Annotated in this window: 12 protein-coding genes and 1 pseudogene; all 13 read right to left on the bottom strand. The window is 51.6% G+C overall.

The genetic code is table 11. The features are described 5' to 3' along the window. Positions 1-394: 394 nt before the first annotated feature. The 13 genes and pseudogenes from asnB to rfbC all read right to left on the bottom strand — a co-directional run bounded on the left by asnB (position 395) and on the right by rfbC (position 14,104). Entirely contained in the window at positions 395-2,365 is a 1,971-nt protein-coding gene (gene asnB, locus ACZ5Q2_RS10695) for an asparagine synthase (glutamine-hydrolyzing) (RefSeq protein WP_061333706.1), read from the bottom strand. 3 nt (positions 2,366-2,368) lie between these two features. Next, positions 2,369-3,451, bottom strand: coding sequence for a glycosyltransferase family 4 protein (locus tag ACZ5Q2_RS10690; protein WP_061333704.1), 1,083 nt, complete (start codon positions 3,449-3,451; stop codon positions 2,369-2,371). After that, entirely contained in the window at positions 3,448-4,644 is a 1,197-nt protein-coding gene (locus ACZ5Q2_RS10685; protein WP_197463890.1) for a glycosyltransferase, read from the bottom strand. Before ACZ5Q2_RS10685 ends, ACZ5Q2_RS10690 begins: the two co-directional genes overlap by 4 nt. Positions 4,645-4,663: 19 nt before the next feature. Next, positions 4,664-5,386: a sulfotransferase family 2 domain-containing protein gene (locus tag ACZ5Q2_RS10680; protein WP_464597160.1), complete on the bottom strand. Its 723-nt coding sequence runs from the start codon at positions 5,384-5,386 to the stop codon at positions 4,664-4,666. A 40-nt stretch (positions 5,387-5,426) separates the two neighbouring features. After that, the gene (locus ACZ5Q2_RS10675) at positions 5,427-6,509 is read right to left on the bottom strand and encodes a glycosyltransferase (protein ID WP_061331443.1); all 1,083 of its coding nucleotides are present in this window, start codon (positions 6,507-6,509) and stop codon (positions 5,427-5,429) included. Continuing rightward, positions 6,506-7,513: a glycosyltransferase gene (locus ACZ5Q2_RS10670; protein WP_061331444.1), complete on the bottom strand. Its 1,008-nt coding sequence runs from the start codon at positions 7,511-7,513 to the stop codon at positions 6,506-6,508. Before ACZ5Q2_RS10670 ends, ACZ5Q2_RS10675 begins: the two co-directional genes overlap by 4 nt. A gap of 36 nt (positions 7,514-7,549) precedes the next feature. Then, positions 7,550-9,379, bottom strand: a complete 1,830-nt coding sequence (locus tag ACZ5Q2_RS10665) for an ATP-dependent nuclease (RefSeq protein WP_061331445.1) — start codon at positions 9,377-9,379, stop codon at positions 7,550-7,552. A gap of 2 nt (positions 9,380-9,381) precedes the next feature. After that, a complete protein-coding gene (locus tag ACZ5Q2_RS10660) occupies positions 9,382-10,893 on the bottom strand; it encodes an O-antigen translocase (protein WP_061331446.1) in 1,512 nt (503 codons plus the stop codon). Next, positions 10,893-11,992 (bottom strand): annotated as a pseudogene (locus ACZ5Q2_RS10655) (DegT/DnrJ/EryC1/StrS family aminotransferase). Before ACZ5Q2_RS10655 ends, ACZ5Q2_RS10660 begins: the two are co-directional and overlap by 1 nt. Further along, positions 11,989-12,513 (bottom strand): GNAT family N-acetyltransferase, encoded by a 525-nt coding sequence (locus ACZ5Q2_RS10650; protein WP_061331448.1) that lies wholly within the window; start codon positions 12,511-12,513, stop codon positions 11,989-11,991. The pseudogene ACZ5Q2_RS10655 and the gene ACZ5Q2_RS10650 overlap by 4 nt, the downstream one beginning before the upstream one ends. A gap of 27 nt (positions 12,514-12,540) precedes the next feature. Continuing rightward, complete coding sequence (locus ACZ5Q2_RS10645; RefSeq protein WP_432210135.1) at positions 12,541-13,137, bottom strand: acyltransferase; 597 nt, start codon at positions 13,135-13,137, stop codon at positions 12,541-12,543. Continuing rightward, on the bottom strand, positions 13,134-13,541 hold the full coding sequence (locus ACZ5Q2_RS10640; protein WP_061331449.1) for a sugar 3,4-ketoisomerase: 408 nt from the start codon (positions 13,539-13,541) through the stop codon (positions 13,134-13,136). The genes ACZ5Q2_RS10645 and ACZ5Q2_RS10640 overlap by 4 nt, the downstream gene beginning before the upstream one ends. Then, positions 13,538-14,104 carry a dTDP-4-dehydrorhamnose 3,5-epimerase gene (gene rfbC / locus ACZ5Q2_RS10635; RefSeq protein ID WP_061331450.1) on the bottom strand — a complete coding sequence of 189 codons (567 nt, stop codon included), beginning with the start codon at positions 14,102-14,104 and terminating at the stop codon, positions 13,538-13,540. The genes ACZ5Q2_RS10640 and rfbC overlap by 4 nt, the downstream gene beginning before the upstream one ends. Positions 14,105-14,110: the final 6 nt, after the last annotated feature.

The following is a 14,110-nucleotide window of genomic DNA, read 5'->3' as shown; positions in this document are numbered from 1 at the left end:
AGCCAGAAAAACAGAGCCGTCCAAAACAGTGTGTTAAAAAAACCCAGACTGATAGGCGATACCGCCAGAGGCATAGGCATTAACGCAAACAGCGCCGCTGCCTGCTCTACGTTACCTCCATATAATAGAGACTCCAGCAGCGGCAATTCGCCTGCACGAATTGCATTGAACTGCCGCCAGTACCGGAACTGATCCCCCAGATAACCCGTAGGAAACAAAAACTCGTTCAAGAAAAAGGGCACCAGACAATGCAATAGCAAAACCAGCTGCACAGCAGGTTTAATACGAAAGGCTTTACAGCCAAACAAAACGAAGAGCACACAGATAAAAAAGTTGGGGAGGTCGTAAAAACGCATTCCCGCAAACCCAGATGACATTACCCAATTCAGGTCTGTCAATTGCCAAGCCCCCAGTGCCGGAACCACGCTAAAAGCTGGAGAACAATCCATAACTGCTGTGCAAAGTGACCTTCGTTAGCCACATGAGCGGACCACATTTTTTTAACAGCGCCAGCGTCGAGTTGCGGCACCTGATTTATATTACTTTCGGCCAGTAAATCCTCCGCCCATTCCCTCAAGGGCCCGCGCAACCAGTCATCCAGCGGAATCGCAAACCCCATCTTGGGCCGCTCAATCAGCTCCCGCGGCACATGGCGATAGAGTATCTGGCGCAAAGCCCACTTGCCCTCACCATTACGTACCCGCATATCCAGTGGCAACTGCCAGGCCGCTGCAAAAACGGCCGGATCAAGGAATGGCGCTCTGACCTCAAGGCTGCTGGCCATGCTGGCACGATCCACTTTCAACAGCACGTCGTCCACCATGAAGTTGAGCGTATCCATCAACATCATCCATTCCACCTGATCAAATCCTGCGAGGGCAGGATACAAATCCTCGACGGGATTTCCAGATCGATAGTCAGGCCGTAGTAACTGTTCAGGGTGGCGATTCATCGAGGCCAGGCCACCATAAAGAGCCCGGTCCGAGCTGCAAGCTAGCACATCTGCCAACTTATAGAGCTTTTCGCCAAAGGTACGAATCTGATACCTGGAGGGTAAAACCTTGCTACCTAGGTACATCAAACGATCGTATCCAGCCGAAGGCACAAGTTTAAGCATGCGCCCCAGCGCTTGCCGCATTGGCAGAGGCATTCGGCTCAGTTTGCCCCAAACTCTGGGAACCCAGACATAACGGTTATAGCCACCAAACAGCTCATCGCCGGCATCGCCACTCAAGGCAACCGTCACATGCTGCCGGGTAAGCGAGGATATCAGGCAGGTGGGTAACTGGGATGAATCAGCAAACGGTTCATCGTATAACTCAGGCAACTTTGGAACGAGGTCCAATGCCATCTCCGAAGTAGCCCGGAGAGTTGTATGCTCCGTTCCAAGATGGGCCGCAACCGCAGCCGCATGCTCAGACTCATCATACCGAGGGTCATCAAATCCAACTGAAAAGGTTCGGATCTTTTGGCTGCTCTGGCTTTGCATCAGCGCCACAATGAGCGAGCTGTCTACACCACCGGAAAGAAAGGCACCAAGTGGCACATCCGCCGCCATCTGCTGGCGAACCGAGGCAACCAGCGCCTGCTCGACGTTGGCCAGTGCCAATTCAGGATTATTGTTGCGGCCCTCCAGCGCAGTGCGCGCCGCCTCAACGGGAGGCCACCACTGCACTACCCCAGGCAGCACCCCGTTACGGGCATCCGAAACCGAAACTTTCAGTAAACAGCCTGCCGGAAGCTTGAACACATCCTTGAAGATGCTCTCCTGCCCGCTAACGCAACCATAGCGGAGGTAGTTCTCTAACACACTGGGCTCGACCTCTCCCCTCCATCCTGGTGCCCGCTGAAGCGCTTTAAGCTCAGAACCAAATACCAGGTCACCCGCCACCAAGCCATAATAGAGAGGCTTTTCCCCGAATCGATCCCGAGCCAAGGTAAGCGCTTGCTCTTCGCGATCCCACAAGGCAATGGCAAACATACCGGTTGCCATTTCAAGGGTTTTCTCAACACCCCATACAGTGAACGCACAAAGCAACGTTTCGGTGTCTGAGTGTCCTTTCCAGCCTGTGGATGCCTTGCCGGAAGATTTCAGTTCCCGGCGAAGCGCATTGTGGTTGTAGATCTCTCCGTTAAACACCACCACAAAGCGCCCACAATCCGAAAGCATGGGCTGATGACCTGCGGGCGATAAATCCACAATCGAAAGGCGCCGATGCCCCAACCCAAGACCAACCGAAGGCTCTTCCCAAGCTCCCGAATCGTCCGGACCGCGATGGGTAATAGCATCGGCCATCTGTTCCAGCGCCGGCTTGAGAGGTTGGCTGCCAGGAACGCCCCTGAAAATCCCAGTAATCCCGCACATAATTCAGGAATTACCCCGCTGCGCGGCTCTGCGGAGAATACCGGCCAACACCGGAGCCTGTACCTGCAGAGAATATTTCTGCTCCACGGCTTTCCGGCCAGCCATACCAAGCTCGGACTGCCGCGGCCTGGACCTCAGAATTCCTGTCAAAGCCTCAGCCCATTCAGTTACCGATTCAGCCAGTTGGCCACAATGGTTTTCATTCACAATCTCGACATTTACCCCAACCGGCGAAGCCACCACGGGAACACCACAGGCCATATACTGAATCAACTTGTAACCACATTTACCCTTTTCCCACGGGCCATCTTCAAGTGGCATCATGCCGACATTCATCTGGGCAACGAGGGCTGCTTCGGATTCTTCAGTCCACCGCACAACATCTACCGGAATCCCTGGCAATTGCTCCCGCACACTGTCTGTAGCTCCAACCAGAAGCAAACAAGCCCCCGTTTCATCACAGACCCTCTTCAGAGCATCTCGAATATCGACGATATAACGCTGGGTGGAGGGTGAACCAATCCAGCCAATTACCGGCTTCTTTCTTTGGTCAGGCTTCACACTCTGATAACGCTCGCGATCTACCACGGTGGGAATTCGTTCAATACGACGCGCACCGGCCTTTCGTGCGCGTAAAGCAAGATATTCGTTACCCGCAACGACACAGGCAGCATTGCGCATCACCGCATCAATTTTCTTTCCCAGAAATGCCCTAATTAGCCAGCTCCCAGAACGGTCATAGTTATGGAAAACCGCATCATCGTAATCAACAACGTAGGGCTTGCCTAGCAATCTCAGCAGTCGCTCAGCAAAGGCTGGGAGATAAGGAAATACTTCATACTCAACCCACAACACGTCATACCGAAAGACCGTCAGCAAAACGAAAAACCGCTTCAAGTACGACATTAGAGAGCGCGACTTCGAGCGTCGCCCTCTCGCGTAGAGTTCTGTGAGGTATTCGTCATCAAACAAACTACTGACCGTAACCTCAATACCCTCGCCTCCCAAAGCAGGAAGGTATTGCAGAGAGCGCAACCGGGAACTGGCCCCCATGCGTGGGTACTTCGATAACAGAAGTACCTTCATTTTAGAATATCCCGGTAAAGCTCTCGGTAGGCCTCAATACCCGCCTCAAGAGAGAACACTTCCTCAGCAGCCATGCGGCACCGCTGCGCAAGCTCAGGGTCTTTCCTAAGCTCATTCAACCGCTGAAGTCCCAACTTCATGGATTCAGAAGAGCCATCCTCAACCAATACACCCACGTTGTAGTGCTCAATAGTGCGCGCCACGTCACCTACTCCGGAGTTCGCAACGACCGGCAATCCACAACCCAGAATCTCGCCCATACGGGTAGGCGAGCTCCCAAGCTTGCTCAATCCCTGGCTAAAAAACATTGCTGAAACCGTATGGCCCTGAACGGCTGAATGCACCTGCTGTGGAGGAAGGCCGAACACACGAAGGCGCTGCTGGAAGTCTTCATTGCCCCCCAAGCGCAACCGCACTTCGTCGGATGCATCACGGGTAATAACTTCAAAGCAGGCTTCGGGGTCCTGGGCGGCAACCTGCTGAAAAAACTCAGCCAGCCAATCCAAGTGGAACCAGCCGCTCAACACGGTTCCAACACAGCTGTAAGTAGCTGCGCCACCTCCATCTGTGCTGGCGGGAACGAAACGATCTAAATCAGCACAGGTAGGAATCACCCTTATAACCTGGCCTTTCAGCTCGTCAGGGTAGGTTTCCTGAAGATAGCCAACAGCTGCATGCGTTAGCGAAACCACCGCCGCTGCGTTCTTCAAACAGGAACGCTCAACCCAAGCAATCGCTTTGTGCATGAGCGAGCCTCGCTTCAAGCGACCAGCAGTGATCAATTCCTCTGGCCACAGCGCCCTCATATCGAAGATGAAGGGTGTACCGGTCAGCTTATTAACAAGCAAGGCAACAGCAGCGGGAATGTAGGAGCGCGCGTGAATCAGTTCGGCGTTGCCCTTACGAACTTCCCGAAGGCACAAGAACAGAAAAACAATCATACTCCAGGCAGGAGCAATCACCTTGGGGCGATAGCGGAATTTCTGCGGGAGCCAACGGATTCCATGCCTTTCGCAATCGTTCTGCACGCTGCCGAAAGCTTGCTGGTCTGCGCGATCCTCTGGCTTCTCGAAACTAATCAGAGAGACTTGGTGGTTTTTTGATAAACCTTTTAGGTAGGAGAGAACCTGGCTTTGGCCGAGGGGCTCCAGCATTCCATTGCGGGTGATATAAAGCACCGTACTTTTCTTCAAGTAAACCTCAGTCAAAATATTAAAAGTCGTAACCTAACGCACGAATATCCCGCTGATATATATCGCCAACGATATCGACCATTTCAGCCGTAAAGGCTTTGCGGTAATCCTGGCCCGTGCCTGCCCGCAACTGAGGGAGCGATAGATCCCTTAGCCCCAATCGATCGCAAACATTCTGAAAATCTGCATCCAGCGATTCGAAACGGCCAATAAAATCCATCACCCCCCCCCCCCGTCCAGGGATCGAGATCCAGTCCATCTGATCCCGGAAATGCGCATATCTCTTTACCTCACGGAGGTAACGGGGGTCACGCAAACGCAATATAAATTCCTCGAACGTAGGTACATCCGACAGGTAATGCGTAGCCCAAGTCCAGTCTACGAATTTATCGCCCTTGCCAACGACACGGTGAAGATAATGATAAGCAGAATGAATTCGAGACCAGGGATTGCGAACAAACGTGAATTTGAATGACTCAGCGAACCTCTGTTCATCATGTGCTGCATAACGCAGGATAGGGACGTGACGGCTTTTTTGGCCAAATAGACTGTCGACAATCGAAGTGCCTGCTGACTTGGGGACGTGCGTGAAGATAACACCCAGTTCACGCTCACCGGGGAGCCACGGGTCAGAACGGAGCCCGGGTACCACTTTGACAGCCGCTTTTTCAAGCCTTAACGGCAATCGAAACTCGACCGACTTCGCGCGAAGCCGGAGCTGCTGCTTTGCTGACAATGTCATACTGGCACCTTATGCTCGATCTCTGGTTTCGAATGAGGTTTTATGAAGCGAGTAACTCAAGATATTTTTGAGCAATAATTTCAATGGCGAAATCTTTAGCCCGAAGCTTAAGCGCGGCCTGGTCGCCCTTTTCAGTTAGGGCAGCAAGAATTGCCTGAGAAAGTGCATGGGCATCACCAACTGGCACCAAGGCTCCGTATTGCCCGGCAGCCAAAATCTCCGTTGGCCCAACGGGGCAATCCGTACTCACAATCGGCACCCCATACTCCATGGCCTCAACAATCACATTCCCAAAACCCTCATAATCCGAGGACAATACAAACAAATCAGAATGCCCATACCAAGGCCCTGGGTCTACCGCAAACCCTGGAAGTAAAACCCTGCCCTGAAGCCCAAGACGATCAATCTGCTGCTCTAACTCCTCACGCATCGGCCCCTCGCCAAGAATGCATAAAGTTGCACCAAGCGAAGCTGGCAGGCGCGCAAAGGCTTCAATCAGGAGATCATGCCGCTTGACCGGCTTCAAAGTACCAACAGTGAGGATGATCGGCCCCGGGCGCCCACTGAGTTGTTCTGGACACGCGGCATTGGCGTTGACTTTACCTAATGCGGCCGGGTTGTGGATCACGGTGAACTGTTTTAGGGAAAGGCCGGACAACGATGCCAGATCATCTGCAATGCCAGAGGAAACGGCAACTCTCACATCTGCCAACGGATAACACACGCGCTGGGAAGCCCGCATAACCAGCTGGTGTAATCGCCCATGGCGGCGATAGGCGATGGATAAAGGCGAGTGTTCGCTGATGATGACGCGACCTTGGTATCCCGCGAGCCGAGCGGCCAAAGGCGCAAATACAGTTAGCGGCCACATTGCAGCAATAATTGCGTCTGGTTTGCTCTCTTTTAGGTACTGAATCAAAGGGCCGAGAACATTTCTGACTCTAGCCGCCTTTAGGTCAACGACTTTTGCCGATGCAGGGAGGTGGTTCAATAACTCGCCAACTGCATTCCGCAAGACGAACTCTGTCGAAACACCGGAACGCCCCCACTCTTCAGCTAAGTTTACGTGGAGGCGCTCGGCACCACCAGGGCGGAGATCTGGAAGTATGATCGATACAATCATGACCTATAGGTCTTTTCCATACGAACGCTCCTCGACTTAACTGTAGAAAAGTAGTTAAGCCCCAAAAGACGGGGGGCGAGGAAACGAAATTCTCTACTATCTCGGCACATTAAAATTAAGCCCAATCTACCTAAAATATCTCTGCGTAGCCACTCTTTTCTAATAACAGCAAATCTCCGAGTTTTCATAACTCTCTTTTTTATCTCAACATGCTCAAAATCATTTGACAAAAATCTTAATATGTAGTCGCACAGGGATATATAAGAATCTGCCATCCATGAAATTTTACGCTCAAAGTCCTCAATATCAGATTTTCCTATTTTAGGATGACTGGCGTTTGATATTGAGTTAATTGATTGCCGATATTTAACCAACGGCTCTCTAACTTTCCTTATTTCATACTTCCGAATAGATGCTATAAAATAAAAAACTGCATCTTCAGAGAAAACAGGGGTCTCCGAATATGGCAAGCCATCAAACATGCAACGATCATAAGCTGTCGTCGCACCATGGTTAAATTCTTGCCTTTTCTCGGCAGAAAACCATCCCATTATTTCCTTGTCTCCGGAAGATTCATCAACCCCAAGAGATTCGCCCGAGTCACTAATTTTCTCAAAATTTGAAAAAAGAACTTTTACGCCTGACTTTTTCCAATCATCGACAATTACTGAGCATCTATTTTCGTAAGAAATGTCATCACCGGCACTCAGGATCATCAACTTTCCAGACATTTCACCATAAACTTCTAGAACATGGTTAAACGTCCCTCGATTCTGCTTCGTCTTTCGCGCAACTACTCGATGGGGCCCTTTATACTCAGAGGCCATTTCTCTCATAATTTCAAACGTTCGATCCGTCGAACAATCATCAGAAAGAATAATCTCCAAAGGCTCATAAGTCTGAGCAAACGCCCCCTCGATTGCCTCCCGAATATACTTCTCCTGGTTATAGGCAAACAAAGCAAATGTTACTAGCGGACGTTCTTGTGTACTTTCCTGCATCATTTGAAAAATCCTGATAAGCCAGCATCACTGGCGAAACTACGAAACTATAGTGGGGGAAGATGCGTGTAGTTGTGGAGCGTCAGAAAACCACTCCAAAAACTCACAAACAGTCGGCAAACTCTCAGCCACATCGCCCAACTCACCGTCATCCAACCTTTTACAAAACTCCTCCCACTCACGCTCGTCCTTCGCACCCGACAAGCCAAGAACAGCTTCTATATCACCCTGCGGCCAGATCCAAACATTGTGAGCTTTCAGCTTTTCATGCAGTTTCTCAGCGACAGGCTTCCCTTCGTCAGTTGCGGCCCATTCCGCATATACCTGCGCAGCCTTCTTGGTTGCATTTTTGTTCGTTGGCCTGCCATCACCGCCGATTTTGATGCCAGAATCGCTCTCTGCCATAGCAGCAATCTGGCTTAGGCATTCACGCAAGTCTTCGTCCCCTCGGGATAACAAGCCATGTTTTATAGCTTGGCTTGGGGCATAGTCAAAATCTGCGATACCGAAGGCTTCTATCCCCAATTCTTTAAACACGCCCAACATACCTTTCATACCACCAACGCCATCAAGGGTAACCGTCGCTATTCTGTCAGCAGCCAAAGTGCACCCCTTTATGGATTCGTAAAGTGCAGGCAGGATTCGCTTTTCGGTTTTCCCTTCAACAATGACCACTCTGTCGCTAAACAACCAGGCGCTGGCGTTGGCAAGATCAAATGCCGTGTGTAGCTGAGTATCATTATCGGTGATACGTTTACGCAGCGCTTCGGCCATGCTGGGCATCACTACTGTCTGGCCCGTGGAGGGGCACTTTCTAGCTATTCTCGTTTCGACAATGGATTTTCTATCAATCATCATCGGTGAATGGGTGACGAACACTACTTGATAGGCCCCCTCAGAAAGCTTGGTCAGCGCTGCTCGCAACTGCTCCACGGCCTGCGGGTGTAGAAACAGCTCAGGCTCTTCAATCAAAAGAAGGCGCCTTTGGCCCTCGTCACTTCCGTTCGACTTTATATCTGCGAGGTAGCGTATCAACGCCATCTGGATGCTTCGCTGCGCACCGTGACCGAGACTGGAAAAATCGCGGATAGTGCCGCGCCCATCTTCACTCACCCGCACCGTGCCTTGCCGAAATACCGATGCAATTTCAGGAACGGGAATGTCAAGATGTATGTTTATTCCCGGAAAAAAATCCTGGAGCACGGAGGTTGCTTGAGAGTCAAAGTCATTCAATTGCGTAATTCTGGAAGGGCTTTCTGGCGCAAGGTATTGGCGCACATCATCCAGCAATCCTTGTAACCTGACACCGTGTTCCTTTTCAAGGGAACTAGTGAATTCAGCAAGCAGCTTGCCCAGAGTTGTACCGTTTTTCGATTTGGTTGCATCTTCTGCAGCGTCTTGCATTGCTCCAATGAATATCGGTTCAGGAAACAACACCTGTAACGCTTGAGAAATACCCGTCGGGTTTTGCTTCCAGGCAGCCGGATCGCCCTCAGCTAGCCCAGGTTCCCGGATCTCAAGTTTCACAGCTTTGCTAACACTGCCGCCGGGCTCTTTTTGCTCTCTGCGGATTCTCAAGGTGCTGTTTTCAATAAACGGTTGTAACTTGTTTCTATGCTGCGCTTCTAATTTATCCAGAAGTACATCATCAAGCCCTTCGATGGTTGCTTCTACTGAGGCCGGTTTACTGGCGTCATAGAAATCCCCAACTGCCAGAGCCGTCGGTGATATCAGCCATGCAATGGCTGACATAATATTGGATTTACCGGCATTGTTGTAACCAACGATGGGCGTGCAATTGCCTAATGCCAGCTCGATGTTTCTACACGATCGGTAGTTCTTGATGTGAATGTGGGAGAGATGGTGCATTATCAGCTCCTGATTGGCCAACCTAATTTGTTATACAGAGCATAACCTTTGGTGGCCAACCGCCCTTCAGGCCCAGTTTTTTGCAGCACTATACGCACCCCCACAACCCCGGTCACAACCGCGACTAATGGTGAGATGAAGAGGCCTAAACTTGGGCTATTCATAGCAATAACGAGGATGCTTAACGACAAAATCACCTGAAACCCAAATAATTTTAGTGAAAGCGTTTGCCAGCGAAAGCCCCGGAGATGCCTTACAAGTAGATAGACGGTAGCAAAATAAGCTACGTAACCCAGTAGAAATGCAACGCCAGTAATTTCCAGCCCCACCGTCGGCAATAGCAGCCAGATCAGCGCCAGGAACACCACATTGAAACTGAGTTCCATGAAGAAATAAATTCGAGCATGGGCGCCCGCAACAATCGCAAAGCTCATCGCCCAACTGGCCAACTTGAATACATTACCAACTGTCTGCCACTGCAAGAGTGTTGCAGCTGGCCCAAAGTCACCAGCATATAGCAGGGTGATGAGCCAAGGAGCCCAACCAATCAGCAGCAATAGTACGGGGCCGCCAATGGCGAGCCCCAATTGTGCCTGATCATTCATCAAACGATTGGCTACATCTCGATCGTGAATTACTTCGGTCAACCGTGGATAATAATCGGCCCCCATAGCACCCAGAAGGAAACCGACGTAGGTCATAGTAATACCCCAAGCTGCGGCGAAATAGCCGGCAGCATCCAATCCTAGCTCCCGGGTTACGAAGGCTCGCACTAGCAATAACGTTCCCGTTGTTGCAAGACCACCCGCCATGAAAGCTGCACCAAGTCGCGCCATTGGTTTCCAGGTTGCCCAGATTTCTTTCAGGCCCATCGACGAGATGGCGGCTTCTCTTGGCAACCTTCGTATAAAAAACAAAGCCGCCAATAGGTTTGTTAACGGCTGCACAATTAAAAACCAGATCAGTCCGGCTTTACCAAACCACCAAACAGCCAATAAACCGAACACAGTGGCCACAAATGCACCGATAACGGTCACCCGGCCCAAATCGCCAATGCGGCGCAGGCCCTGAAGTAGCGCCGTGTGAGCTGTTGCCAACAGCGATAACAGGATCGCGATGCCCACCAAACCAATCTCAGTGGAGAGTGTGGCATCACCAGTTAACCAAACCGCCAAGGGCACACGAAACAGCCATACTGCGACCATGGCCAAGGTACCTTGTATCAGGTGGGCCGCCAGAAGAACGCGGCTGACCCGGTTCAAAGTTTCCGCATCCCCCTTCGCACCTGCGATTTGCCTGACTCCACTGGACCCCATACCCAGCCCGGCGGCATTACCCACCATCTGCTTGAGGTTGTTGTAAATTCCCAACAACCCGATCCCAGCCGGCCCCAATAGCACGGCGATAACTTTCATGCGGATTATGGAGAGGGCAATATTGACCACTTGGGCGGAGCCGATCACCAGCATGGACCGGATCAGCCCGCGAGAGTTAGAGGAGTTGGAGTTGGTCATTAGACGCGATTGACCGCCTCTATCACCTGGCTCACCTGCTCGGGAGTCAGGTGAGGCCCCATTGGGAGGCTTAATACCGAGCGGTGAATCTCTTCGGTCAACGGCAACGAAATTTCCGAGAATGGCTTGTATGCTTGTTGTTGGTGCGGCGGCAGCGGGTAATGAATCAATGTCTGCACACCCTGCTCCGCCAAATGCTGCTGCAACTTGTCCCGCATGGTCGAACGCACCACAAACAAGTGCCAAACGTGGCTTTCTCGGTTGCCTACTGCTGGCAACTGAATTTTCGGATTATCAATATGAGCGAGGTAATATTCCGCCACATTCCGCCGGCTTTCGATTTCGTCGTCCAGATGGAGCAGTTTGACCCTGAGCATGGCGGCCTGGATCTCATCCAGCCGGCTGTTTACGCCCTGATAAAGGTTCTCGTATTTCTTGTGGCTACCGTAGTTACCCAATGCCCGGATGATTTTGCTCAGTTCCTCGTCATCAGTGGTAACGGCTCCCGCATCGCCCAATGCGCCGAGGTTCTTGCCGGGGTAAAAGCTAAATCCAGCAGCGTGGCCCCAACTGCCGGCTTTGCGGCCTTCATACTGGCCCCGTGTGCCTGGGCGGCATCTTCCAGAACCAACAGGCCGTGTTCATCCGCCAATTGCATCAGCTCTGGCATTGGGGATATCTGGCCGTAGAGGTGAACCGCAACGATAGCTTTGGTGTTGGGGGTGATGGCCGCAGCGGTTTTTTCAGGGCACAGGTTGAAAGTAGCCTCGTCGGGCTCAACCAGTACGGGCTTTAAGCGGTTTTCGGTGATGGCCAGTATGCTGGCGATGTAGGTATTGGCTGGCACGATGACTTCGTCGCCCTCTTTCAGCTTGCCCATTTCTTTCCAGGCTCTAAGTGTGAGGGTGAGAGCGTCCAGGCCGTTGGCTACACCGATGCAATGCTTAATGCCGCAATAGTCCGCGAACTCTTCTTCAAAGACTTTTACTTCGTTGCCCTGGATGTACCAGCCGGAGTCGATGACTCGGGTGGCGGCGGCTACGAGTTCGTCTCGGTATTGGGCGTTGATGGCTTTTAGGTCTAGGAAAGGAACGGTCATTTAATTTTATCTGCTAGTTTCTGTTTGGCATTTTCGACAGCCGCTTTGGTGATTTCGAAGTACAGGTTCTGCTCGTCTTCATCAATTTGCACTGCGCCCATCCGTTGATGGAATTTGATTACGCCTTTGTTGCCTTTCATCACATCGAAATGCGATTTTTCAAAGCCAAGGTGTTCAAAACCAAATTCATAAACCAGAAAGGCGCTTTCAAGGGCGGCATAGCGGGTTTTGTTCTGGTTTAAAATCCAGCTTCCCCAGCAAAAAGAGTCTTCCCGCAGGTCGTAGACCCGAACGGTGCCACAAGGGGTACCATCGATACGTTCAATGATGAAGTAGTACTGATTTCCAGCTTGCTCGTCGTGCTTGTATTTTCTGATCCACTGCTTTTGCGCCTCGACATCCGGTGGAACAGCGGATAGGAAAGCGTTGTAACGCTCATCCAGGCGCAAACTCAGGATGAAATCTGCATCGTTTTCTTCAACTAAACGCAATCTGAGTGTTTTGCTTTCGAGCGTGTTCATGCCGCGAGCCTCGCAGCATGCATCGGCTCAATCAGTCGTGTCGTGTCGTGTCGTGTCGTGTCGTGTCGTGTCGTGTCGTGTCGTGTCGTGTCGTGTCGTGTCGTGTCGTGTCGTGTCGTGTGAAGTGTTCGTCATTCTTTGAGCCTTTGTATCACCTGAATATGTCTCGACGTAACGCAGAATTTTTGCAGGATTACCCGCTACCACGGCACCTGCCGGCACGTTCTTCGTGACAACGGCTCCCGCACCAATCATTGACGATTTCCCAATCGTGATCCCTGGCAATAGCGTGGCGTTTGCACCGATACTTGCGTTGCGCTCTATAGTTACGCCGGAGAATTTTTCTGGATAAGCCTTGGATCGCGGGTACGGGTCATTGGTCAGCGTGACATTCGGGCCAATAAACACATCGTCTTCTATGCGTGTACCATCCCACAATTGAACGCCAGACTTTACAGTCACCCGGTCGCCAACAATCACATCCCCTTCAATCAGGGTTTGGGCGCATATGTTGCAGTCCCGGCCAATTTTTGCACCTTTGAGAATGACCACAAATTGCCAGACCTTTGTGCCCTCACCTATGGAGCATTCGGCAACGTCAGCAAGGGGATGTATGAAGCTCATTGGCTCACCTGCTTCAGGAAATCGTCATAATCCCGGATGTAGTCGGATTCATCATAATGCTCACTCGCGAGCACAAGCAGCACACAGTCTTTGCTGAAATCGTGCATTTCCCGCCAGACCAGATCCTCAATCACGAGGCCCTTGGTGGGGCAATCCAGCCAGACTTCTTCCCGGTTTGCGCCATCGTCCAGCACCATTCGGCATTTTCCGGCTACGCAGATGGCAACCTGTTTGAGATTCTTGTGGGCGTGGTAACCGCGGCTCACGCCCTGTTCGGTGTGGTAGATGTAGTACACGCGCTTGATATCGAAAGGGACGGCTTTGTCCATGCCGATTTCGACGGCCACCAGGCTACCGCGCTCGTCTCCAAGGCTCTGGAAGTCGATCCATTTCACCAAGCTCATGCGCTTTCACCTTGCTGCGGGTACTTTTCAGCCTGGTCAAAGGAAACGGCCTGCTTGTCTTTCTGGGATACAAGGGGTTCTGCACCGTTATCCAGTGGCCATTTTATCGCGAGTTCTTGGTCTGCCCAATGGATTGAGCGTTCATGCTCCGGTGCGTATAGGTCTGTGCACTTGTACTGAAAATCCGCCGTGTCGCTCGTCACCAGAAATCCATGGGCAAACCCCGGTGGCACCCACAATATTCGGTTGTTCTCTTCCGAGAGGTATTCCCCTACCCACTGGCCAAAGGTGGGTGAGTTGGTGCGCAGGTCTACGGCTACATCAAACACTTCACCACGGGTTACGCGCACCAGTTTGCCCTGGGGCTGTTTGATCTGGTAGTGCAGGCCGCGCAGGGTGTTTTTCACCGAGCGGCTGTGGTTGTCCTGTACGAAAGTGGCGTTGATGCCCGCTTCGCGGAAGGCTTTTTCGTTCCAGGTTTCCATGAAGAAGCCGCGTTCGTCTCCGAACACTTTGGGTTCGATGAGTTTTACGGCGGGAATCTTGGTTTCGGTGATTTTCATAGAGTT

This window comes from Marinobacter alkaliphilus (assembly GCF_055394375.1).
Note: the sequence above shows the minus strand (reverse complement) of the source record. Positions and strands in the feature narration are given on the sequence as shown.

Coding starts and splice junctions, on each gene's coding strand:
- ACZ5Q2_RS10670 (WP_061331444.1), bottom strand. CDS start 7,513: ATGATGCAGGAAAGTACACAAGAACGTCCGCTAGTAACATTTGCTTTG.
- ACZ5Q2_RS10645 (WP_432210135.1), bottom strand. CDS start 13,137: ATGAGCTTCATACATCCCCTTGCTGACGTTGCCGAATGCTCCATAGGT.
- ACZ5Q2_RS10660 (WP_061331446.1), bottom strand. CDS start 10,893: ATGACCAACTCCAACTCCTCTAACTCTCGCGGGCTGATCCGGTCCATG.
- ACZ5Q2_RS10690 (WP_061333704.1), bottom strand. CDS start 3,451: ATGAAGGTACTTCTGTTATCGAAGTACCCACGCATGGGGGCCAGTTCC.
- asnB (WP_061333706.1), bottom strand. CDS start 2,365: ATGTGCGGGATTACTGGGATTTTCAGGGGCGTTCCTGGCAGCCAACCT.
- ACZ5Q2_RS10680 (WP_464597160.1), bottom strand. CDS start 5,386: ATGACATTGTCAGCAAAGCAGCAGCTCCGGCTTCGCGCGAAGTCGGTC.
- ACZ5Q2_RS10640 (WP_061331449.1), bottom strand. CDS start 13,541: ATGAGCTTGGTGAAATGGATCGACTTCCAGAGCCTTGGAGACGAGCGC.
- ACZ5Q2_RS10675 (WP_061331443.1), bottom strand. CDS start 6,509: ATGATTGTATCGATCATACTTCCAGATCTCCGCCCTGGTGGTGCCGAG.
- ACZ5Q2_RS10665 (WP_061331445.1), bottom strand. CDS start 9,379: ATGCACCATCTCTCCCACATTCACATCAAGAACTACCGATCGTGTAGA.
- ACZ5Q2_RS10650 (WP_061331448.1), bottom strand. CDS start 12,513: ATGAACACGCTCGAAAGCAAAACACTCAGATTGCGTTTAGTTGAAGAA.
- rfbC (WP_061331450.1), bottom strand. CDS start 14,104: ATGAAAATCACCGAAACCAAGATTCCCGCCGTAAAACTCATCGAACCC.